Annotated in this window: 23 protein-coding genes; 18 read left to right on the top strand and 5 right to left on the bottom strand. The window is 66.1% G+C overall.

Annotation, left to right across the window (positions count from 1 at the left end):
• Positions 1 to 118 precede the first annotated feature (118 nt).
• From L0976_RS01690 to L0976_RS01665, 6 genes are all read left to right on the top strand, one after another.
• Positions 119 to 595 (top strand): cobalamin biosynthesis protein, encoded by a 477-nt coding sequence (locus tag L0976_RS01690; protein WP_234185737.1) that lies wholly within the window; start codon positions 119 to 121, stop codon positions 593 to 595.
• A complete protein-coding gene (gene cobA, locus L0976_RS01685) occupies positions 595 to 1437 on the top strand; it encodes a uroporphyrinogen-III C-methyltransferase (RefSeq protein ID WP_203319172.1) in 843 nt (280 codons plus the stop codon). The genes L0976_RS01690 and cobA overlap by 1 nt, the downstream gene beginning before the upstream one ends.
• Positions 1434 to 2741 carry a cobyrinate a,c-diamide synthase gene (locus L0976_RS01680; RefSeq protein ID WP_234185736.1) on the top strand — a complete coding sequence of 436 codons (1308 nt, stop codon included), beginning with the start codon at positions 1434 to 1436 and terminating at the stop codon, positions 2739 to 2741. Before cobA ends, L0976_RS01680 begins: the two co-directional genes overlap by 4 nt.
• Positions 2738 to 3745, top strand: a complete 1008-nt coding sequence (gene cobD / locus L0976_RS01675; protein ID WP_234185735.1) for a threonine-phosphate decarboxylase CobD — start codon at positions 2738 to 2740, stop codon at positions 3743 to 3745. Before L0976_RS01680 ends, cobD begins: the two co-directional genes overlap by 4 nt.
• Complete coding sequence (gene cbiB, locus L0976_RS01670) at positions 3742 to 4722, top strand: adenosylcobinamide-phosphate synthase CbiB (RefSeq protein ID WP_234185734.1); 981 nt, start codon at positions 3742 to 3744, stop codon at positions 4720 to 4722. Before cobD ends, cbiB begins: the two co-directional genes overlap by 4 nt.
• A 152-nt stretch (positions 4723 to 4874) precedes the next feature.
• The gene (locus L0976_RS01665; protein ID WP_203319168.1) at positions 4875 to 5303 is read left to right on the top strand and encodes a L,D-transpeptidase; all 429 of its coding nucleotides are present in this window, start codon (positions 4875 to 4877) and stop codon (positions 5301 to 5303) included.
• Positions 5304 to 5313: 10 nt separating this feature from the next.
• Here L0976_RS01665 and L0976_RS01660 read toward each other — a convergent pair whose 3' ends face one another.
• On the bottom strand, positions 5314 to 6039 hold the full coding sequence (locus L0976_RS01660) for a Crp/Fnr family transcriptional regulator (protein WP_203319167.1): 726 nt from the start codon (positions 6037 to 6039) through the stop codon (positions 5314 to 5316).
• A 206-nt stretch (positions 6040 to 6245) separates the two neighbouring features.
• On the opposite strand from L0976_RS01660, the gene hemN reads away from it, so the two are divergent.
• The 8 genes from hemN to L0976_RS01620 all read left to right on the top strand — a co-directional run bounded on the left by hemN (position 6246) and on the right by L0976_RS01620 (position 14049).
• Complete coding sequence (hemN, locus tag L0976_RS01655) at positions 6246 to 7595, top strand: oxygen-independent coproporphyrinogen III oxidase (protein WP_234185732.1); 1350 nt, start codon at positions 6246 to 6248, stop codon at positions 7593 to 7595.
• A 123-nt stretch (positions 7596 to 7718) separates the two neighbouring features.
• A complete protein-coding gene (locus tag L0976_RS01650) occupies positions 7719 to 8003 on the top strand; it encodes an acyl carrier protein (RefSeq protein WP_134650064.1) in 285 nt (94 codons plus the stop codon).
• 111 nt (positions 8004 to 8114) lie between these two features.
• Positions 8115 to 8597, top strand: coding sequence for a 3-hydroxyacyl-ACP dehydratase FabZ family protein (locus L0976_RS01645; RefSeq protein ID WP_234185731.1), 483 nt, complete (start codon positions 8115 to 8117; stop codon positions 8595 to 8597).
• 2 nt (positions 8598 to 8599) lie between these two features.
• Positions 8600 to 9799: a beta-ketoacyl-ACP synthase gene (locus tag L0976_RS01640; RefSeq protein WP_234185730.1), complete on the top strand. Its 1200-nt coding sequence runs from the start codon at positions 8600 to 8602 to the stop codon at positions 9797 to 9799.
• A gap of 10 nt (positions 9800 to 9809) precedes the next feature.
• Positions 9810 to 11096, top strand: a complete 1287-nt coding sequence (locus tag L0976_RS01635) for a beta-ketoacyl-ACP synthase (RefSeq protein ID WP_234185728.1) — start codon at positions 9810 to 9812, stop codon at positions 11094 to 11096.
• Between the two features lie 35 nt (positions 11097 to 11131).
• Positions 11132 to 12160, top strand: a complete 1029-nt coding sequence (locus L0976_RS01630) for a zinc-binding dehydrogenase (protein ID WP_234185727.1) — start codon at positions 11132 to 11134, stop codon at positions 12158 to 12160.
• Positions 12161 to 12171: 11 nt separating this feature from the next.
• A complete protein-coding gene (locus tag L0976_RS01625; protein WP_234185726.1) occupies positions 12172 to 13101 on the top strand; it encodes a lipid A biosynthesis lauroyl acyltransferase in 930 nt (309 codons plus the stop codon).
• 321 nt (positions 13102 to 13422) lie between these two features.
• Entirely contained in the window at positions 13423 to 14049 is a 627-nt protein-coding gene (locus tag L0976_RS01620; RefSeq protein WP_234185724.1) for a PAS domain-containing protein, read from the top strand.
• Between the two features lie 3 nt (positions 14050 to 14052).
• Here L0976_RS01620 and L0976_RS01615 read toward each other — a convergent pair whose 3' ends face one another.
• Positions 14053 to 14535, bottom strand: coding sequence for a hemerythrin domain-containing protein (locus L0976_RS01615; RefSeq protein ID WP_203319159.1), 483 nt, complete (start codon positions 14533 to 14535; stop codon positions 14053 to 14055).
• A gap of 208 nt (positions 14536 to 14743) precedes the next feature.
• On the opposite strand from L0976_RS01615, the gene ccoN reads away from it, so the two are divergent.
• From ccoN to ccoP, 4 genes are read left to right on the top strand one after another with little or no spacing between them, the layout of a single operon-like run.
• The gene (gene ccoN / locus L0976_RS01610; protein WP_203319158.1) at positions 14744 to 16366 is read left to right on the top strand and encodes a cytochrome-c oxidase, cbb3-type subunit I; all 1623 of its coding nucleotides are present in this window, start codon (positions 14744 to 14746) and stop codon (positions 16364 to 16366) included.
• 11 nt (positions 16367 to 16377) lie between these two features.
• Positions 16378 to 17109: a cytochrome-c oxidase, cbb3-type subunit II gene (ccoO, locus tag L0976_RS01605; RefSeq protein WP_234185723.1), complete on the top strand. Its 732-nt coding sequence runs from the start codon at positions 16378 to 16380 to the stop codon at positions 17107 to 17109.
• Between the two features lie 10 nt (positions 17110 to 17119).
• On the top strand, positions 17120 to 17272 hold the full coding sequence (locus L0976_RS01600; RefSeq protein WP_203319156.1) for a cbb3-type cytochrome c oxidase subunit 3: 153 nt from the start codon (positions 17120 to 17122) through the stop codon (positions 17270 to 17272).
• Positions 17273 to 17274: 2 nt separating this feature from the next.
• Entirely contained in the window at positions 17275 to 18138 is an 864-nt protein-coding gene (gene ccoP, locus L0976_RS01595; protein WP_234185722.1) for a cytochrome-c oxidase, cbb3-type subunit III, read from the top strand.
• A 258-nt stretch (positions 18139 to 18396) separates the two neighbouring features.
• Here the strand turns inward: ccoP and L0976_RS01590 are convergent, their stop codons facing one another.
• From L0976_RS01590 to L0976_RS01580, 3 genes are all read right to left on the bottom strand, one after another.
• On the bottom strand, positions 18397 to 19134 hold the full coding sequence (locus L0976_RS01590; RefSeq protein ID WP_234185720.1) for a GGDEF domain-containing protein: 738 nt from the start codon (positions 19132 to 19134) through the stop codon (positions 18397 to 18399).
• Positions 19135 to 19248: 114 nt separating this feature from the next.
• The gene (locus tag L0976_RS01585; RefSeq protein WP_234185719.1) at positions 19249 to 19605 is read right to left on the bottom strand and encodes a VOC family protein; all 357 of its coding nucleotides are present in this window, start codon (positions 19603 to 19605) and stop codon (positions 19249 to 19251) included.
• Positions 19602 to 20018, bottom strand: coding sequence for an SRPBCC family protein (locus tag L0976_RS01580; RefSeq protein WP_203319152.1), 417 nt, complete (start codon positions 20016 to 20018; stop codon positions 19602 to 19604). The genes L0976_RS01585 and L0976_RS01580 overlap by 4 nt, the downstream gene beginning before the upstream one ends.
• Positions 20019 to 20127: the final 109 nt, after the last annotated feature.

The raw sequence follows: 20127 nt of genomic DNA, 5'->3' as shown, positions 1-20127 counted from the left end.
CGGTGCCCCGAGCGGGCCGAGCGGTGTCCGGTGCGGCCGACCCAGAGGGGCCTCATCCGGAACCGTCGGAAACGGCAAGGCCGGGCCCTTTCGCGTGGAATTTTTGCGAGAGACCGCCATGCGAGACGAGGCCCCATCCCCCGACACCGGACGACGATCGCTCGTCCTCGGCCTCGGCTGCGAGCGTGGCACGCCGCCCGCCGAGCTCGTCGATCTCGCCGTTTCCGCCATCGACCGCCCGGAGGCCGTCGCCTTCGTCGCGACGCTGGACGCGCGCGCCGCGGAGCCGGCCATGCACGCGGTCGCGCGCCATTTCTTCGTCCCGCTGGTGACCTTTTCCGCCGCCCGGCTGGAGGCCGAGACGCCGCGCCTTGCCAATCCTTCCGACCTCGTCTTCGCCCATGCGGGCTGCCATGGCGTTGCCGAGGCCGCCGCGCTCGCGCAGGCGGGCGCGGGCGGACGGCTCGTCGTCGAGAAGACGAAATCCGCCCACGCCACCGTCGCAGTCGCGGAGTCTTTTCAGTTGCTTGCGGGCGTTTCCTCGCAAGGCGATTCCACGTCCTCGCATTCTGATTCACGTCCGGAGCACGCCTGATGCACGCCCTGTTCTCCGCCCTTGCGCCGATGGAAAAAGGCAGCGTCTGGCTCGTCGGCGCCGGGCCGGGCGATCCCGGCCTCCTGACGCTGCATGCCGCAAATGCGCTGCAGCAGGCCGATATCATCGTGCATGACGCGCTGGTCAATGCCGAGTGCCTCTCGCTCGCCCGGCCCGGCGCCGTGCTGGAGTTCGCCGGAAAGCGCGGCGGCAAGCCCTCGCACCGGCAGCGCGACATCTCGCTCAGGCTCGTCGAGCTCGCCCGCGCCGGCCAGCGCGTGCTGCGCCTCAAGGGCGGCGATCCCTTCGTCTTCGGGCGGGGCGGGGAAGAGGCGCTGACGCTGGTCGAGCACGGCATTCCCTTCCGCATCGTGCCGGGCATCACCGCCGGCATCGGCGGGCTTGCCTATGCCGGCATCCCGGTGACGCATCGCGAGGTCAACCACGCAGTCACCTTCCTGACCGGCCACGATTCCTCCGGCCTCGTGCCGGATCGCATCAACTGGGAGGGCATTGCCAAGGGCTCGCCCGTCATCGTCATGTACATGGCGATGAAGCATATCGGCCAGATCGCCGCGAACCTCGTCGCCGGCGGTCGCTCGCCGGACGAGCCGGTCGCCTTCGTCTGCAATGCCGCCACGCCCGATCAGACCGTGCTGGAAACGACGCTCGCCCGCGCCGAGGCCGATGTCGCAGCCGCCGGCATCGAGCCGCCCGCCATCGTCGTCGTCGGCGAGGTCGTGCGCCTTCGTCCCTCGCTCGACTGGATCGGCGCGCTGACGCAAGGCCGCAGGCTCGCGCCCGATCCGTTCGGCTCGCGCGAGATGAAGGATCCGGCATGAGCGGACTGCTCGTCGCCGCCCCCGCGTCCGGCTCCGGCAAGACGACGGTGACGCTAGGCCTTGCCCGGGCGTTCGCCGATGCCGGCATGCGCCTCGTCTCCGGCAAGGCCGGCCCTGACTACATAGACCCGGCCTTCCACGCCGCCGCCAGCGGAAAGCCCTGCCTCAACTACGATCCCTGGGCGATGCGCCCGGACCTCATCCGCGCCAACGCCGCCCATCAGGCGGGCGAGGGGGATTTCCTGCTGATCGAGGCGATGATGGGCCTCTTCGACGGTGCCGCCGACGGCACCGGCGCGCCGGCCGATCTGGCCGCGACGCTCGGCCTGCCTGTCGTGCTCGTCGTCGATTGCAGCCGCATGTCCCAGTCGGTCGCTGCGCTGGCGAAGGGCTACAGGGATTATCGCGCCGACGTGCATGTTGCCGGTGTCATCCTCAACAAGGTCGGCAGCACCAGGCACGAGGCCATGTTGCGCGGCGCGCTGGAGGCGGCCGGCATCGCGATTTTCGGCGTGTTGTACAGCGATCCGGCGCTTGCCCTGCCGGAGCGGCACCTCGGCCTCGTGCAGGCCGGCGAGCATGGCGCGCTCGAAACCTTCATCACCCACGCGGCCGGGGTCGTCTCGCGCTGCTGCGATCTCGACCGTCTCGCCGCCGTCGCCGCCGGCCGCGCCGTCCTTCCACCGGCCGCCGCCGTCCCGCACCTGCCGCCGCTCGGCCAGCGTATCGCCATCGCGGCGGACAGGGCCTTCGCTTTCAGCTACCAGCACCTGCTGCTCGGCTGGCAGAAAGCGGGCGCGAGCCTCTCCTTCTTCTCGCCGCTCGCCGATGCCGCGCCGGCCGGCGATGCCGATGCCGTCTATCTTCCCGGCGGCTATCCGGAACTCCACGCCGCCACCCTTGCCAATGCCGGCCGTTTCCGCCAAGGCATGCTGGAGGCGGCGCGCCGGGGCGCGCGCATCTATGGCGAATGCGGAGGCTACATGACCCTTGGGGAAGCGCTGATCGCGTCGGACGGAACGCGCCATGCCATGCTCGGCCTCCTGCCGCTCGTCACCAGCTTCGCCGAGCGGCGGCGCCATCTCGGCTACCGCCGGGTCACGCCGCTGGCGGGTTCGGGTTTTGCCGCGCCGATGACGGCGCACGAGTTCCATTATTCCACCGTCGTTCGGGAGGGGCCGGCGGAACGCCTCTTCGCCGTGACGGACGCCATGGGCGAGAACCTCGGGGAGGCCGGCCTTCGGCGCGACACGGTCAGCGGCTCCTACATGCACGTGATCGACCTCGCGCCGGAGGTGGCATGAGCGCGCCGCGTATCGTCCATGGCGGCGGCATCGCCGCCGCCGCCGCACGTTATGGCGGCCGGCCGGAGGACTGGCTGGACCTTTCCACCGGCATCAATCCCAATCCGGTCGCCGTTCCCGACGTGGATGCCGCAGCCTGGCACCGCCTGCCGGATCGCCACCGCCAGGATGCGGCCCGCGCCGCCGCCCGGCACTATTACGGAACGCCGGATGCCCTGCCGCTTCCCGTGCCGGGCACGCAGTCGGTCATCCAGCTCCTGCCGCGCCTCGTTTCCTCCGGCCGCCGCGCCGCCGTGCTTTCGCCCACCTATGGCGAATATGCCCGCGTGCTCGCCAATGCTGGCGTGCCGGTGGATCGCGTCGCCGGCCTCGATGCCGTGGGCGAAGCGCACGGCCTCGTCGTCGTCGTCAATCCGAACAACCCGGACGGCCGGCTTTTCCCGCGCGACAGGCTCCTCGATCTTCATGCGCGCGTTGCCGCGAAGGGCGGTCTCCTCGTCGTCGACGAGGCCTTCGGCGACATGCGCCCGGAGGATTGCATCGCGCCGCTGGCGGGTAACCTGCCCGGCCTCCTCGTCTTGCGTTCCTTCGGCAAGTTCTTCGGCCTAGCGGGCCTGCGCCTCGGCTTCGCCGTCGGCGAGGCGGCGGTTCTGGATCGCATCGAGGACGGGCTCGGCCCCTGGGCCGTATCGGGGCCGGCCCTGGCGATCGCCGCGACGCTCATGGCTTCCGACACCGCCGCCATCCGCCGCGCCATCGCCGGACGCAAGGCGGCGCTCGACAAGGCGCTTGCCGGTGCGGGACTTGCCGTCGTCGGCGGCACCGGCCTCTTTTCGCTGGTCGAGCATGCCGAGGCTGCCGCCATCCATGAAGGCCTCTGCCGTCACCATGTGCTGGTGCGGCCTTTCGACTATAATCCCCGCTGGCTGCGGTTCGGCCTCGCGCCGGATGCGGCTGCGGATGGCCGGCTTGCCGCGGCGCTGGCGGATGTGATGGGCCGATGACGCAGACGCTTTCGATCCTGTTCCTTGCACTGGTGCTGGACCGCCTTGTCGGCGATCCGGACTGGCTCTGGCGGCGCGTGGCCCATCCGGTCGTGCTGTTCGGGCGGGCGATCGGCGCGATGGACAGGCTGTTCAACGGCAAGCGCCTTTCCGCCCAGACCCGCCGCTTCAACGGCGCGGCCGGCATCGCCGTGCTGCTCGCCGCCAGCGTTTTCCTCGGTTTCGTCCTGCACCGGCTTCTTGCGCCGCTCGGCCTGGCGGGCGCGGCGGTCGAGGTCGTCGTCGTCGCCGTCTTCCTCGCGCAGAAGAGCCTCCACGATCATGTGCGCGCCGTCTCGGCCGGTCTCAAGGAGGGCGGCCTCGAGGGCGGGCGGCAGGCCGTGTCGATGATCGTCGGGCGCGATCCGGCAACGCTGGACGAGCCGGCCGTCTGCCGTGCCGGCATCGAGAGCCTTGCCGAGAACTTCTCCGACGGCGTCGTCGCCCCGGCATTCTGGTATGCGCTCTTCGGCCTGCCGGGTCTTTTCGCCTACAAGATGCTGAACACGGCCGACTCGATGATCGGCCACAAGAACGCAAAATATCTCGATTTCGGCTGGGCCTCCGCCCGGCTCGACGACCTCGCCAACTGGCCGGCCGCGCGCCTGTCGATCCTCTTCATCGCCGCCGGCGCATGGCTGGCGAAGGGCAGGGCGGCCGCCCGCGCCGCCATCGGCACGGCACTGCGCGATGCCGGCCTTCACCGTTCGCCCAATTCCGGCTGGCCGGAAGCGGCGATGGCCGGCGCCGTGGGCATCGGCCTTGCCGGCCCCCGCATCTACGGCGGCGCGCGCGTCGACGAACCCATGATGAACGCCGCCGGCCGCACCGTCGCCACGGCCGCCGACATCGACCTGTCGCTGCGCATCTTTTCCGCCGCCTGCGCCGTTCTTGCGGCTGGCGTGTTGCTGGCAATGATTCCCGCCGCCTTGTTTTGAGCATGCGGAAAGCCGGAAGATAGAATTTTAAGCCTTAACTTCGATTTCTTTTCTTCTTCCTCGTCAATATTGTGGAAGGCTCATACGTCTATAGTCTGTCCTGCTGTCGGACATGGCGCCGAAGCCTGGCGCAATTCAATAAAGGGGAAGTCATGCGTGCCTTGCTTGCGACTGCGGTCGCGTTCCTTGTCGTCCTGTTTCAGGCCGAGACTGCACTTTCCGCCAATCTTCTGGCGGAGGTCAGTCTTTCTTCGCAGACCATGATCGTGATGCAGAACGGCATCGTGAAACACCGCTGGCGCGTTTCGACGGGCCGCAAGGGCTTCGGCACGCCGACGGGGAGCTGGAAGGCGAAATGGGCCTCGCGCGACCACCGCTCGCGCAAATACGACAATGCGCCGATGCCCTATGCGATCTTCTTCAACGGCGGCTATGCGGTGCATGCGACGTTCGACACCAGGCGCCTCGGCCGTCCCGCCTCGCATGGCTGCGTGCGGCTGCATCCCTCGAATGCGGCAACGTTCTTCCAACTCGCCAACCGCAACGGGCTCTCGAACACCCGCATCGTCATCACGCGCTGAGGCTTTCGCCTCAGTCGTTGCCGGCGTAGCGCATCAACCGGTCCATGTCGGGGACGGTGACGTGGCGGTTGTTCTCGATGCGGATGACGTTTTCCTTGCGCAGCTTGGTGAACTGCCGGCTGACGGTCTCGATGGTCAGGCCCAGGAAATCGGCGATGTCGGCGCGCGAAAGCGGCAGGTCGAAGGACGACATGTCGATGCTCTCCGGGTCGATATGGGTGGCGATGAGGTAGAGGAAGCTCGCGACCTTCTCCTGCGCCGTCTTGCGGCCGAGCGTCAGCATCCAGTCGCGCGCCTCGTCCAGCTCCTTCAGCGCTTGGCGGTGCAGCTTGTGCTCCAGTTCCGGCGTCTTCTTGACCAGCCGGTCGAGCACGTTGCGCGGGAAGTTGCAGACCTCGCTTTCGGTCGCCGCTTCCGCGGTGATGGCGCTTTCCTCGATGAAGGGGCGGCCGAGGAAATCGGGGGCGAACTGCAGGCCGACGATCTGCTGGCGGCCGTCCGCCATCACCTTCGTCAGCTTCACCACGCCGCGCATGATGTTGGAATAGTTCACCACCGTCTCGCCCTGGCCGATCACCTCGGCGCCGCTGTCCAGCCGGTGGCGGGAGGAGTGCTTGTTCAGTTCGGTCAGTTGCTCGGGCGTCAGGGCGCCGCAGACGCCGCCGTGTCGTGCCTCGCAGGCACGACACACGAGCGGAATATCGGAATTATGGACATCCTGGCGGCGAACTTCCATATCGGCTTTTCCTTTCGCCTGATGAGGCGGCGCAACGATGGCGTGCTAACGCATACGGGCACGAATATAAAGCGTGTCGCCTCGCGGCAAAATAGCGCTTCCTGACTATTGTCAAATCCTAACGCAGTGCCACGGTCTTTCAATTGATCAAAATCAAATGCCGGAGGCCGTTTCGGGGGTATTTCCGTTTCAAGAAGGAGAGACCCATGCAGGATGCACTCGTAGAACGCCTTTCTTCCCCGGTTCCCCGCTATACAAGCTATCCGACGGCGCCGCATTTCGACGAAAGTATCGGCCCGGAGGTCTATTCCGAGTGGCTGGGAAGGCTGGGGCCGGCGAATCGCCTGTCGCTCTACGCGCATATTCCCTATTGCGACCGGCTCTGCTGGTTCTGTGCCTGCCACACCAAGCAGACGCTACGCTACGAGCCGGTCGAAGCCTATCTCAAGGGGCTTCATGCGGAGATTGCGGCCGTCGGCCGGCGCGTTTGCCGGGATGCGCCCGTGACGGCGCTGCATTTCGGCGGCGGTTCGCCGACCATGCTGCGGCCGGACGACATGGTGGCGCTGAAAAGCTGTCTCGAGCAGAATTTCACCTTCTCGCCCGATGCCGAAATCTCGGTGGAGATGGATCCGAACGATCTCGACGATCTCAGGCACGACGCGCTGGCCGCGATCGGCATGACGCGCGCCAGCCTCGGCATCCAGGATTTCGATCCGAAGGTGCAGAAGGCGATCAACCGCATCCAGACCTTCGAGCAGACGCGGGGCGTCGTGGAGGCCGCGCGGGCAAGGGGCGTACGCTCGGTGAACTGCGACATTCTCTACGGCCTGCCGTTCCAGACGATGGAGACGCTGGCCGAGACCGTGCGCGCCGTCATATCGCTCCGCCCGGACCGCATCGCGCTCTTCGGCTATGCCCATGTGCCGTGGATGAAGAAGCATCAGACGATGATCGACGAGGCCGCATTGCCGGGCATCGTCGCACGTTTTTCCCAGATGGCGATGGCGGCGGAGATGCTTGTTGCCGCCGGCTACGAGGCCATCGGCATCGACCATTTCGCCCTGCCGGCCGACAGTCTCGCCGCCGCCGCGCGGGACGGCACGCTGCGCCGCAATTTCCAGGGCTATACCGACGACCAGGCGGATGCCCTGATCGGCCTCGGCGCGTCCGCCATCGGCCAGTTGCCCGAGGGCTATTTCCAGAACATGCCGGCGACGGGCGAATATCTGCGCCGGGTGGAGGAGGGTGGCGTCGCGGTGGTCCGCGGCTATGCGCTGACGGACGAGGACCGCGCCCGCGCCTTCGTGATCGAGCGCGTGATGTGCGATTTCGGCTTCTCCTTCGCCGATCTTGCCGCCCGCCATCCGGCTTTCGCCGCCGCGATCCGGGCCGAGGCCCGCGGCTTTGCCGCTTCGGACAAGGACGGCCTGTGCCGCATCGAAGGCGAGAGGTTCGAGCTGACGGCGACGGGCCGGCCCTTCGCGCGCACGGTGGCCGCGGTCTTCGACGCGCATCTGTCGAGCGGGCGCGGGCGGCATTCCATCGCGGTGTGACGGCGGGTTCCGGCATGTTCTTTGCGCAACACAGGGGCGCAGATCATGCAGGGCCCTCATCAACCCCATTGGCAATCGCATCGGATTTCCATATAGGATCGCCCAACTATAGATTCATGAGGTATGGGCGTGACTGCTACATTCGACAAGGTTGCCGACATCATTGCTGAAACGAGCGAGATCGATCGCGAGACGATCACGCCGGAAAGCCACACGATCGACGATCTCGGCATCGACAGCCTGGACTTCCTCGACATCGTCTTCGCGATCGACAAGGAATTCGGCATCAAGATCCCGCTGGAACAGTGGACGCAGGAAGTCAACGAAGGCAAGGTCGCGACGGAAGAATACTTCGTCCTGAAGAACCTCTGCGCCAAGATCGACGAACTGCGGGCCGCCAAGGCCTGATCATAAGGGCCCGGCCGCCGCTGGCGGCCCTGTTCCGGACGATCCCGGCGCAAGGGGCTATCGGCCTGCCGTCCTCGGCAGGCCTTTCGGTTTTCGGCGGAGGCATATCCGATGCTGCTAGAATATTTCCAGATGATCGACCGGGTGGAAGCCGTCGACGGCGCGCGCCGCGTGCTTACCGCCCGCTCTGTCGTCCCGTCCAAAAGCCCGGTCTTCGAGGGGCATTTCCCCGGCATGCCGCTCGTTCCGGGCGTGCTGCTCATCGAGACCATGGCGCAGGCCTCCGGCTTCCTCGTGCTGGCGGCATCCGATTTTTCGGCCATGCCCTTCCTGATGAGCGTCGACGGGGCCAAGATGCGCACCTTCGTCGAACCGGACGCGGTGCTCGACATCGAGGCCGTGCTGGAGCATGACGGTTCCGGCTATGCCGTGACGAAGACGAGGATTACATCGGCCGGCAAGAAGGTGTGCGATGCGCAGCTCAAGCTGCGCACCATGCCGTTCGCCGAGGTGCCGCTCGCCGATATCGTGCGCAAGCGCGCGGGCGAGGTGGGTTTGTTCGAGGCGCTGGCAGCGTCCGCTGAAGGGAAGTGAGCATGGCGAAGGCGAAGAACGATGTGGTGATCACCGGCGTCGGCATCGTCACCTGTCACGGTGTCGGGGCCGAGGCCCATGTGCAGATCCTGGGTGCCGCGAAGGCGCCGGAGCTGAAGATCGATACGGAGCGCTTCGCGCCCTATCCGGTCCATCCGATGCCGGAGATCGACTGGAACCAGCAGATCCCCAAGCGCGGCGACCAGCGCCAGATGGAGAACTGGCAGCGCCTCGGCGTCTTCGCTGCCGGCCTCGCGCTCGACGATGCCGGCTTCAAGGACGATGTGGACGCCTGCGGCACGATGGACATGATCGTGGCGGCCGGCGGCGGCGAGCGCGACATCAATGTCGATTCGCTGATCGTCGACGAGGGGCTGAAGCGCAACGACCGCGAGCGCCTGCTCAACGAGAAGCTGACGACGGAGCTGCGTCCGACGCTCTTCCTCGCCCAGCTTTCCAATCTTCTCGCCGGCAACATCTCCATCGTGCACAAGGTCACCGGTTCCTCGCGCACCTTCATGGGCGAGGAAGCCGCCGGCATCAGCGCCGTCGAGACCGCCTTCCACCGCATCCGCGCCGGCCAGTCGACACATACGCTCGTCGGCAGCGCGCTCGTGGCCGAGCGGCAGGACGTTATCCTGCTTTACGAGGCCATCGGCGCGCATGCGACGGGCGGCTGGACGCCGCTCTGGTCGCGCGACCGGAACGCCGGCGGCGGCATCGTCACCGGCTCGGCCGCCGCCTTCCTTATCCTCGAATCCCGCGAACATGCCGAAGCCCGCGGCGCGCGCATCTACGCGACCATCGACGCCATCGGCGGCGACCGCGGCTCGCGTGACGAAGGCAAGCTTGAAGCGCGTCTTGAGCGCCTCGCCGAAAGCGCTTCGGCCGGCAACGAGACCGTCGTCTTCTCCGGCGCCTCCGGCGCGCATGACGCGACGGCCCGCGAAAAGGCCTGGCTCGACAAGCGTTTCGCCGGCAGCGCCCTGCGCGGCTACAGCGCCGTCATTGGCCAGTCGCTCGAAGCGCAGTTCCCGCTCGGTCTTGCGCTCGCCGCGCTGACGCTCGGTTCGGGCGTCAAGGTGGCGCCGTTCGATACGGCTGCCGAAGCCGCCATGAGCGCACCCGCCGCCACGGCCGTCGTCACGACGGTCGGCCATTCGCGCGGCGAGGGCGTCGCAATCCTTTCCGCAGAGAAGTGAGGTTCCGGCCATGACGAATGCCGCTTACAGGGATCATCTCGGCCGCCCCATCGTCGCCGTGACAGGCATGGGCGTCGTCACCTCGCTCGGGCAGGGCCTTGCGGACAACTGGGCCGCGCTCACCGGCGGCGTGTCCGGCATCCACGGCATCACCCGCTTCCCGGTCGACGGGCTGAACACTCGCATTTCCGGCACGGTCGATTTTATCGATGTGCCGGTCGAAAACCCGGTCGAGCGCTCCTATGCCTATGCCCGCGAGACGACGGACGAGGCGTTGGCGCAGGCCGGTCTTTCCGGCGAGTTCGGCGGCCCGCTCTTCCTCGCCGCCCCGCCCATCGAGCCGGACTGGCGCGACCGCTTCGCGCTCGCCGACCGCGCGCCGCCCTCGCAGCGCCCGGGCGATGCCTATGACCGCTTCCTCGCCGTACTGCGCGAGCATCCGAGCCAGGCCCTGCACGAGGCCTGGGCCTTCGGCTCCATCTCCGAGCGTCTTTCCGACCGCTACGGCACGCGCGGCCTGCCGGTCACGCTGTCGACCGCCTGCGCCTCCGGCGCGACGGCCATCCAGCTCGGCGTCGAGGCGATCCGCCAGGGCCGCACCGACCGCGCGCTCACCGTCGGCACCGACGGCTCGGTCACTGCCGAGGCGCTGATCCGTTTCGCGCTGCTCTCGGCGCTCTCGACGCAGAACGACCCGCCGACCAAGGCATCCAAGCCGTTCAGCAAGGACCGCGACGGCTTCGTCATCGCAGAAGGCGCGGCGACGCTTGTGCTGGAATCGCTGGAATCGGCCATCGCACGCGGCGCCAAGGTGCTCGGCATCCTGAAGGGTTGCGGCGAGAAGGCGGACCATTTCCACCGCACGCGCTCCTCGCCGGATGGCGGTCCCGCCATCGCGACGATCCGCGCGGCGCTGGAAGATGCCGGCATCGAGGAGAGCGGCATCGGTTATATCAACGCCCACGGCACCTCGACGCCTGAGAACGACAAGATGGAATATCTCTCCATGTCGACCGTCTTCGGCGACAAGCTGGCGAATATCCCGGTCTCGTCCAACAAGTCGATGATCGGCCACACGCTGACGGCGGCCGGCGCGGTCGAGGCTGTCTTCTCGATCCAGACCATGCTGACCGGCACCCTGCCGCCGACCATCAACTACACGAACCCTGATCCGACGATCCAGCTGGACGTCGTGCCGAACGTGAAGCGAGACAAGCAGGTCAGCGCCGTCCTGTCCAACTCCTTCGGCTTCGGCGGCCAGAACGCCAGCCTTGTCATGACGGCCGAGCCCGCCTGAGCGGACGACCCGGCCCAAACATACGGAAGAAGACCATGCGCGCCCTGCAGCTCCTCGACGATCGCAAGCTGGAAATCACCGACATTCCGGAACCGGAAGCCCCCGGCCCCGGCGAGGTGACGCTGCGCGTCAAGGCCGTCGCCCTCAACCATATCGACGTCTGGGGCTGGCGCGGCATGGCGTTCGCCAAGCGCAAGATGCCGCTGGTCATCGGCGCGGAAGCCGCCGGCGTCGTCGAGACGCTCGGCCCGGGCGTTTCCAACGTGCTGCCCGGCCAGCTCGTCTCGATCTACGGCGCGCGCACCTGCGGCCTCTGCAAGCCCTGCCGCGAGGGCCGCGACAATCTCTGCGAACATGTCGGCGGCGTGCACGGCTTCCATCTCGACGGCTTCGCGCAGGAGAAGGTGAACCTTCCCGCCCGCCTGCTGGTCCCGGCACCGCCCGGCATCGATGCTGTCGCCGCGGCGCTTGCGCCCGTCACCTTCGGCACGGTGGAGCACATGCTGTTCGACAACGCCAAGCTCGAATCCGGCGAGACCATCCTCGTCCATGCCGGGGGCTCGGGCATCGGCACGGCGGCGATCCAGCTCGCCAAGAAGATCGGCTGCACCGTCATCACCACGGTCGGCTCTAACGACAAGATCGAGAAGGCGAAGGCGCTGGGCGCCGACCACGTCATCAACTACCGCGAGGACAGGTTCGAGGGCGTCGTGCGCAAGCTGACGAAGAAGAAGGGCGTCGACGTCGTCTTCGAGCATGTCGGCAAGGATACCTGGGCGGGCTCCATGCTCTGCCTCAAGCGCGGCGGCCGCCTCGTCACCTGCGGCTCCACCTCGGGCGTCTCCACCGACATGAACCTGATGATGCTCTTCCAGCAGCAGTTGAAGCTCCTCGGCTCCTTCGGCTGCCGCATGGAGAACATGGCGAACGCCATGCAGAAGATGGCGCGCGGCATCGTGCATCCGGTCATCGACACGGAAGTCACCTTCGACGGCATCGCGACGGCGCTGGAACGCATGGAATCGCGCCAGATCTTCGGCAAGATCGTCCTGAAGCTGGATTGACGCCGTTGCGGATGCTGATCACCCGCCTCGTCCTGGCGCTGCGCAATTCGAAGGACTGGTTCGTCGCGCAGTTCGCCTTTGGGCTGCTCAGCCTGCTGAAGCTCCTGCCGGCCGATGGCGCGATCAATTTCGCGGACCGGGCGCTGCGCTGGATCGGGCCGAAAACCAGGCGCCACACGCTGACGCTGACGAATCTGCGCAACGCCTATCCGGAAAAATCCGAGGCCGAGATCGAGGCGATCGCGCTCGATGCCTGGGGCAATATGGGCCGGCTCGCCGCCGAATACGTCTTTCTCGACGAACTGTTCGATTTCGATCCGGAAAATCCGGCGCCGGGCCGCATCGAAGTGTCGGGCATCCCGCTCTTCCTGGACCTTCGCGACAATCCGCGGCCCTTCATCGTCTTCACCGCACATACCGGCAATTTCGAGCTCCTGCCGGTTGCCGGAGCGGCGTTCGGGCTGGATGTGACGGTGCTCTTTCGCCCGCCGAATAATCCGTATGTCGCCGAAAAGGTCTTCGAATTCCGCAAGGCGCGCATGGGGAACCTCGTGCCCTCTCACGCCGGCTCCTCCTTCACGCTCGCCCGCAAGCTGGAAGCAGGGAAGCCGGTCGGCGTTTTGGTGGACCAGAAGTTCGGCAGGGGCCTTTATACGAAATTCTTCGGCCGCGACGTGCAGACCAACCCGCTGCTTGCCAAGCTTGTCCGCCAGTTCGACTGCGAGGTCTACCCGGCGCGCTGCATCCGTCTTCCGGGTAACCGCTACCGGCTGGAACTGGAGCCCGCAATGGCGGTTCCCCGCAAGGCGAACGGCGCGGTCGATGTCGATGCGACGGCCCAAATGCTCAACGACACCGTGGAGCGCTGGGTGCGGGAATATCCCGGCCAGTGGCTCTGGTATCACGACCGCTGGAACATCAAGCGCAGCCTTATTACTTGAGCGCCTGCCATTTCTTTCTTCCCTTTGCAAAAATGAATACGTTCAGTTTGGCGATTCATGCGAATTTTGACGAATTATGGGTTTGACATCTCCCTTCGCGCTGTTAACATTTGCTAATGTAAGCGCTTTGAACGGCGAGATTTGAGGGAGAGAAGGTCAAGCCGATCCTATTTCTGAACAGACTGAATAATACGATGATGCGATTGCTGTAGATTTCAGCAATTCAGGGAGCATGAATTGAAAGCTCTTGTAGAGTTGTTCTGGTTTAAGTATTCACAACTCCAGCATGCGGTCAAAGCCGGAAACAGGAAGCTCGTTTCCATGCTGGACAAGGAAATCGAACCGGCCCTCATGGCCGTGTTGCAGAAGGAGGCTTGCGATGCCTCCGAACTCCGCTCCCAGTTCCAGTTCGTGGTGGATCTTCTTCGGGAAGAGGCCGACGACAGGTCCTGCGTGCTGCGGCAGGCGCACAATTTCAAGCTCCTGCTGGACCGCTATTTCGGCACGGAGGAGACCGCAAGGCCGTTCGGCCTCGGTCTGGCCGGGGGGCCTCGGCCCGCGATTGCGCCGCGCCTGGTGGAGGACGGGCTGCTCAACGAGGCGATCCTCGACAGCCTGCCGGATCGCGTGGCGGTCATCACCCCGGATTACCGCTATCTCTATTCCAACCCGCGCAATGCCGAGCGGCTGAGCGAGAAGCCCATCGATCTCGTCGGGCGGCATATCGTCGAGTTCATCGGCATCCAGCGGTTCGAGGGCCGCGTGAAGCGGCATCTGGATCGCTGTTTCGCCGGGGAGGTGGTCGAGTACGACTATACTTCCTCGCGCCGGGGTAATGCCCCCATGCGCTGTCGCATGACACCCTGCATGTCGGCCGCCGGCAACGTGCTCGGCGCCATCCTCGTGCTCCAGGAGGTCCTGGAGACGCGGGATCCGATGGCGGCCTGAGCCCTATGAGGCGAGCCTTGGCCCTCGCAGCATGAACTGCTGCTCGAAGGCGATGTGGCGCCGGATCGATTCGAAGAAGCCGCGGAGCATGTAGCCCGCGGCTTCCGCGTTCACGGTCCCGTCGCCGCTGCCGAGCCGCGTCAGCGTGTCGGTCAGCTCCTCTGCGAAGCACTCGTCCTCGACATGCTCGAACTTCAGCCGTGCAATGGCGTCGGCCAGTTCCTGGTTACCCGAACCGGTGGTCTGCAGCATCGGGAAGAGGGCCTCCTCTTCATAGCGATGGATGCCGTTTATCAGCGGAATCAATGACTTGGCGGCGTAGATGCATTTCTGCCTGTTGATGTTGGCCGGCAGGCTGTCGGCGATCTCCTCGAGCGCCGTGCAGAGCGTCAGTTGGGCGTCGTGGGCCTTTTTCAGCCAGTCGAGCGAAACGGCGTCCGTCGGGCGATCCGAAAGCAGCCGGGAGATGCCTGTGTAATCCGTCATGTCGTGCTTCCTCGTTTGGGAAGAGCCGCGGCTGTCTCGACGCGCGGCTGCGTCAACCTGTCCCTTGATGCCGCTCGCTTCCGTTCCCCGCCTTGATCCATATCAAGGATGCTGGCGAGCGCATCTGCGAAGGCTCAATCGAGCGCAAGGGCCGATTCCGCGCGGGAGCCGGTGATTGCGGGACTTTGACAAGTTGGGGGATGCCAACGTGAAATACGTGACGGAAACGATCGTCCTGGCCGTGGGAGCGTTCATCGCGCTGCTCGGCGCGGCTTTTGCCCAGGACAAGCTCTTCGGGGCCCATATGTGGGTTCTCTTCTTCGTGCTGCTCGCCAGCACGCTCCTCATGGTGCGGCGCATTTCCTTCGCGCCGGCCGCTCCGGCCCGGTCCTCGCAGGATGACGCCGGCTACTTCGACGAAGTCGTCAAGTACGGCGTCATCGCGACGGTGTTCTGGGGCGTCGTCGGCTTCCTGGTCGGCGTCTTCGTGGCGCTCCAGCTTGCCTTCCCCGATCTCAACATCGAGCCCTGGCTGAACTTCGGCCGCACGCGCCCGCTGCACACCTCGGCCGTGATCTTCGCCTTCGGCGGCAACGCCCTGATCGCGACATCCTTCTACGTCGTGCAGCGCACCTCGCGGGCCCGCCTCTTCGGCGGCAATCTCGGCTGGTTCGTGTTCTGGGGCTACCAGCTCTTCATCGTCATGGCCGCCACCGGTTATCTGCTCGGCATCACGCAGGGCAGGGAATATGCCGAGCCGGAATGGTATGTCGACCTGTGGCTGACCGTCGTGTGGGTCGCCTATCTCGTCGCCTTCCTCGGCACGATCATGACCCGCAAGGAGCCGCATATCTACGTGGCGAACTGGTTCTACCTGTCGTTCATCGTGACGATCGCCATGCTCCACATCGTCAACAACCTGGCGATCCCGGTCTCGTTCCTCGGCGCGAAGAGCTATTCGGCCTTCTCGGGCGTGCAGGACGCGCTGACGCAATGGTGGTACGGCCATAACGCCGTGGGCTTCTTCCTGACGGCCGGCTTCCTCGGCATGATGTACTACTTCATCCCGAAGCAGGTGAACCGTCCGGTCTATTCCTACCGCCTGTCGATCATCCACTTCTGGGCCCTGATCTTCATGTATATCTGGGCCGGCCCGCACCACCTGCACTATACGGCTCTGCCCGACTGGGCGCAGACGCTCGGCATGGTCTTCTCGGTCATGCTCTGGATGCCCTCGTGGGGCGGCATGATCAACGGCCTGATGACGCTCTCGGGCGCCTGGGACAAGATCCGCACCGACCCGATCGTGCGCATGATGGTCATGGCCGTCGCCTTCTACGGCATGGCGACCTTCGAAGGCCCGATGATGTCGATCAAGTCGGTCAACTCGCTCAGCCACTACACGGACTGGACCATCGGCCACGTTCATTCGGGCGCGCTCGGCTGGAACGGCCTCATCACCTTCGGCGCGATCTACTTCCTCGTTCCGAAGCTGTGGAACCGCGAGCGGCTCTACTCGATCCGCATGGTCAACTGGCACTTCTGGCTCGCCACCCTCGGCATCGTCGTCTACGCCTCGGTCATGTGGGTCGCAGGCATCCAGCAGGGCCTGATGTGGCGCGAATACGACGAACAGGGATTCCTGGTCTACTCGTTCGCCGAAACCGTCGCCGCCATGTTCCCCTACTATGTGCTGCGTGCCGTCGGCGGTGGGCTGTTCCTCCTCGGAGCACTCATCATGGCCTACAACGTGACCATGACAATCCTCGGCTACCAGCGTGACGAGGCCCCGATCCCGGGCGCCGCGCCGACCCTGCAGCCGGCCGAATAGGAGGGGACACGATGTCCATTCTTGATAAACACGCAATCCTCGAACGCAACGCGACGCTTCTCCTCGTCGGCTCCCTCCTCGTGGTCACCGTCGGCGGCATCGTCGAGATCGCCCCGCTCTTCTACCTCGAGAACACCATCGAGAAGGTGGAGGGGATGCGGCCCTACTCGCCGCTGGAGCTCGCCGGCCGCGACATCTATGTCCGCGAGGGCTGCTACGTCTGTCACAGCCAGATGATCCGGCCGTTCCGCGACGAGGTGGAGCGCTACGGGCATTACTCGCTGGCGGCGGAGTCGATGTACGACCATCCGTTCCAGTGGGGCTCGAAGCGCACGGGGCCGGACCTTGCCCGCGTCGGCGACCGCTACTCGAACGAGTGGCACGTCCAGCACCTGACCGAGCCGCGCTCGGTCGTGCCGGAATCGGTGATGCCGAGCTATGCCTTCCTCAAGGAAACGCCGCTCGAGGTGAAGAACGTCGCCATGCACCTGACGGCCAACCGCAACGTCGGCGTGCCCTACACCGACGAGATGATCGCGAGCGCCGAGGCCGACATGAAGGCGCAGGCAGACCCGAACGCCGACACGTCCGGCCTCGAGGCCCGCTATCCGAAGGCCAAGCTCGGCGACTTCGACGGAGACCCGGCGAAGCTCACCGAAATGGATGCGCTCGTCGCCTATCTGCAGATGCTCGGCACGCTGGTGGACTTCTCCACCTACGACGACGCCGCCGGTTACCGCTGAGGAGGACGCCATGGAAACCTATACCGCCATGCGCCACTTTGCCGATAGCTGGGGCCTGCTCGTCATGACGCTGTTCTTCCTGGCCGTCGTCGTCTTCACCCTCCGCCCCGGCGCCCGCAAGGCCGCCGAACGGGCCGCTGAAATCCCTCTCAAGGAGGACTGATCATGGCCGAGAAGCATATTGACGAAATCTCGGGCGTCGAAACCACCGGCCACGAATGGGACGGCATCCGCGAACTGAACAACCCGATGCCGCGCTGGTGGGTCTGGACGTTCTACGCCACGATCATCTGGGCGATCGGCTACACGATCGCCTTCCCGGCATGGCCGCTGATCTCCGACACCACGAAGGGCATGCTCGGCTGGTCGAGCCGCGCCAACATCGCCACCGAGCTCGCCAATGCCAAGGAGGCGCAGGCCGGCTTCGTCGACCGCATCGCCAAGTCGTCGCTCGAGGAGATCCTGGCCGATCCGCAGCTCTCGCAATTCGCGATCGCCGGCGGTGCCTCGGCCTTCAAGGTCAACTGTGCGCAGTGCCATGGCTCGGGTGCTGCTGGCGGCGCGGGGTTCCCGAACCTCAACGACGACGACTGGATCTGGGGCGGAACGGTGGAGGACATCTACCAGACGATCGCCCACGGCATCCGCCATCCCGGCGACGACGAGACCCGCATCTCCGAAATGCCGGCCTTTGGCGAAACGCTCCAGCCGGAGGAGATCAAGCAGGTCGCGGCCTATGTCGTCAGCCTGACGGGCACACCGTCGGATGCGAGCCTCGTCGAGCCCGGCAAGCAGGTCTTCGCCGACAACTGCGCGGCCTGCCACGGCGAGGATGCCAAGGGCAACCGCGAAATGGGCGCCCCGAACCTTGCCGACGCCATCTGGCTGAAGGGCGAGGGCGAGGCCGCCGTCGCCGCCCAGGTCCGCTTGCCCAAGCACGGTGTCATGCCGGCCTGGCTGCCCCGTCTCGGCGAACCGACCGTCAAGCAGCTTGCCGTCTTCGTGCATTCGCTGGGCGGCGGCGAGTAAGCGCCGATTATTTCAAAAACTGGAGGCCGCGGGAGACCGCGGCCTTTTCTTTTGGCAAGGTCGGGCCGGCTCTTGAGGGCAAGTGATGGGTTTCGCTCCCGGCCGATGCAGCAGGCGGTTACGGATGTTGCTTGCCGAACGGGGCGGCGTGCGGTGCCGTCGCCTTCATCGCCGAACTCGCCTGTCGTCCATTCTGGATTTCAATCCGGGAAACCAAGCCGCACCCCGCCATGGCGACGGCAAGGGGCGTTCCGGCCCTCAGGCCACGACCATGTTCCTGCCGCCGGACTTCGCGCGATAGAGGTTGCGGTCGGATGCCGCGAGCGCTTCGGCGGGGTCGAAGCGGGGGGCGCAGTGGAAGGCGCCGATGCTGATGCCGAGGGCGATGAGGGTGCCCGCCGGCGAGGCAAGGTCGATGGCCTCGATCGCCTCGCGGATCGCCTGGGAGTGGTCGAGCATGCGTTCCGGCGAGGCCTGGTGCAGGAAGACGGCGAATTCCTCGCCGCCCAGCCGCCCGACGAGATCGTTGTCTGCGGAAAGCGCCGACAGCAGCGCACCGACGCGACCGAGCGCCTGGTCGCCGGCCGCATGGCCGAACCGGTCGTTGACGGACTTGAAGTGATCGACATCGAGGAAGAGCAGGCCGCCATGCACGCCGGCGCGGCTTTGCGCGTCGAGTTCGGCGAGGAAGGCGGCGCGGTTGAGGACGCCGGTGAGGGCGTCCCGGCGGGCCTGGTGTTGCAGGCGGTCATAGGCGACGGCCAGTTCGTCGCGCGCCTGCGCCAGGGCGGCATTGGCCGCGCGCAGCCTCTCCGCCTGCCAGAAATGCAGGAAGGAGGCCGGGATGGATATGGCAATGGGGCAGGCGATGGTCATGACGAGGCCCGCGCCCGCCACCCTGCCGCCCAGCATCGGCACGAAGGCGAAGCTGATGGCGAGCGATGCCAGCACCGAGAGAGCCGCCACCGCCAATGTCTTGCCGAATATCCCCTGCATCGAGCGCGCCCGCCTGTTCCTGCTGCCAGACTGACTAGGAGCCGATGATTGAAAAAGCCTGAATTCGTTCGGTAAAAATTGACTTAGGGATCACGTTGACGTGACGGCGGACATTCACCGGTCCGACCAGACCGCCAGCTCGTAGCCATCCGGATCGGCGAAGTGGAAGCGCCGGCCGCCGGGGAAGGCGAAGACCGGCCTGACGATCTTTCCCCCCGCCGCTTCGACGCGTGACAGGGCGTCTTCCAGGGCGTCGGCGAAGAGGATGACGAGCGGCCCGCCGCCCGGCGTGACGGGTGCCGTCGTGGTGAAGCCGCCGGTGAGGCGGCCATCCCCGAACTCGCAGTATTGCGGGCCGTAGTCTGTGAAGGTCCAGCCGAAGGCGTCGCCGTAGAAGGCCTTGCTCCTGGCGAGGTCGGCAACGTTGAATTCGATATAGTCGATCTTCCTGTCTGCGCCCTTGCCGCTCATCGCGGAATCTCCTTTTCTTCCATCCGTTCCGCCAGCGAATCGAGGTCGCGGGCGATGTGGGCCGCGTCGGAGGCGAAGGCCTCGTCGTCCATGCCGGCCTGGCGGAGCAGGGTGAACATCACTTCCGCGCCGTCGCCGTTCGGCACGACGCGCAGCGCGTTCTCCACCCGAAGGCCATCCGGCATCGTCACCGTGTGGTCGATGACCCCGAAATCGTTCGGCGGGGCGAATCGCACGCGCACATTGCCGACCGGTCCGCCGTCGGCGATCCAGTCGTCGCCGTCCCGCGTCAGGCCCGCGGCAAGGCCGGAGGCCCAGAGCGGCATGTTTTCCGGCCTCGATGCGAAATCGTAGACCGCGCGCCAGTCGCGCTGGATGGTGCGGTGGACGATGTGGGCGGGAAGGGCGGTCATCGCGTGGTCTCCTTGTCCTCCGAGCATAGTGGGGTGGCGGCATGTTGTCGAACAAAAAGCGAACATTGCTATGGCCGGAAATCATCCCGCTGGTGCGTCCGGTGTCTCG

It is taken from the genome of Shinella sp. NM-101 (genome assembly GCF_021401195.1).
Lineage (GTDB): Bacteria > Pseudomonadota > Alphaproteobacteria > Rhizobiales > Rhizobiaceae > Shinella.
This window is presented reverse-complemented; position numbering and strand designations above follow the sequence as displayed.

Excerpts from the sequence above, each read along its gene's own strand:
- L0976_RS01690 (WP_234185737.1), top strand. The coding sequence starts at position 119 with ATGCGAGACGAGGCCCCATCCCCCGACACCGGACGACGATCGCTCGTC.
- cobA (WP_203319172.1), top strand. The coding sequence starts at position 595 with ATGCACGCCCTGTTCTCCGCCCTTGCGCCGATGGAAAAAGGCAGCGTC.
- L0976_RS01680 (WP_234185736.1), top strand. The coding sequence starts at position 1,434 with ATGAGCGGACTGCTCGTCGCCGCCCCCGCGTCCGGCTCCGGCAAGACG.
- cobD (WP_234185735.1), top strand. The coding sequence starts at position 2,738 with ATGAGCGCGCCGCGTATCGTCCATGGCGGCGGCATCGCCGCCGCCGCC.
- cbiB (WP_234185734.1), top strand. The coding sequence starts at position 3,742 with ATGACGCAGACGCTTTCGATCCTGTTCCTTGCACTGGTGCTGGACCGC.
- L0976_RS01665 (WP_203319168.1), top strand. The coding sequence starts at position 4,875 with ATGCGTGCCTTGCTTGCGACTGCGGTCGCGTTCCTTGTCGTCCTGTTT.
- L0976_RS01660 (WP_203319167.1), bottom strand. The coding sequence starts at position 6,039 with ATGGAAGTTCGCCGCCAGGATGTCCATAATTCCGATATTCCGCTCGTG.
- hemN (WP_234185732.1), top strand. The coding sequence starts at position 6,246 with ATGCAGGATGCACTCGTAGAACGCCTTTCTTCCCCGGTTCCCCGCTAT.
- L0976_RS01650 (WP_134650064.1), top strand. The coding sequence starts at position 7,719 with ATGGGCGTGACTGCTACATTCGACAAGGTTGCCGACATCATTGCTGAA.
- L0976_RS01645 (WP_234185731.1), top strand. The coding sequence starts at position 8,115 with ATGCTGCTAGAATATTTCCAGATGATCGACCGGGTGGAAGCCGTCGAC.
- L0976_RS01640 (WP_234185730.1), top strand. The coding sequence starts at position 8,600 with ATGGCGAAGGCGAAGAACGATGTGGTGATCACCGGCGTCGGCATCGTC.
- L0976_RS01635 (WP_234185728.1), top strand. The coding sequence starts at position 9,810 with ATGACGAATGCCGCTTACAGGGATCATCTCGGCCGCCCCATCGTCGCC.
- L0976_RS01630 (WP_234185727.1), top strand. The coding sequence starts at position 11,132 with ATGCGCGCCCTGCAGCTCCTCGACGATCGCAAGCTGGAAATCACCGAC.
- L0976_RS01625 (WP_234185726.1), top strand. The coding sequence starts at position 12,172 with ATGCTGATCACCCGCCTCGTCCTGGCGCTGCGCAATTCGAAGGACTGG.
- L0976_RS01620 (WP_234185724.1), top strand. The coding sequence starts at position 13,423 with ATGCTGGACAAGGAAATCGAACCGGCCCTCATGGCCGTGTTGCAGAAG.
- L0976_RS01615 (WP_203319159.1), bottom strand. The coding sequence starts at position 14,535 with ATGACGGATTACACAGGCATCTCCCGGCTGCTTTCGGATCGCCCGACG.
- ccoO (WP_234185723.1), top strand. The coding sequence starts at position 16,378 with ATGTCCATTCTTGATAAACACGCAATCCTCGAACGCAACGCGACGCTT.
- L0976_RS01600 (WP_203319156.1), top strand. The coding sequence starts at position 17,120 with ATGGAAACCTATACCGCCATGCGCCACTTTGCCGATAGCTGGGGCCTG.
- ccoP (WP_234185722.1), top strand. The coding sequence starts at position 17,275 with ATGGCCGAGAAGCATATTGACGAAATCTCGGGCGTCGAAACCACCGGC.
- L0976_RS01590 (WP_234185720.1), bottom strand. The coding sequence starts at position 19,134 with ATGCAGGGGATATTCGGCAAGACATTGGCGGTGGCGGCTCTCTCGGTG.
- L0976_RS01585 (WP_234185719.1), bottom strand. The coding sequence starts at position 19,605 with ATGAGCGGCAAGGGCGCAGACAGGAAGATCGACTATATCGAATTCAAC.
- L0976_RS01580 (WP_203319152.1), bottom strand. The coding sequence starts at position 20,018 with ATGACCGCCCTTCCCGCCCACATCGTCCACCGCACCATCCAGCGCGAC.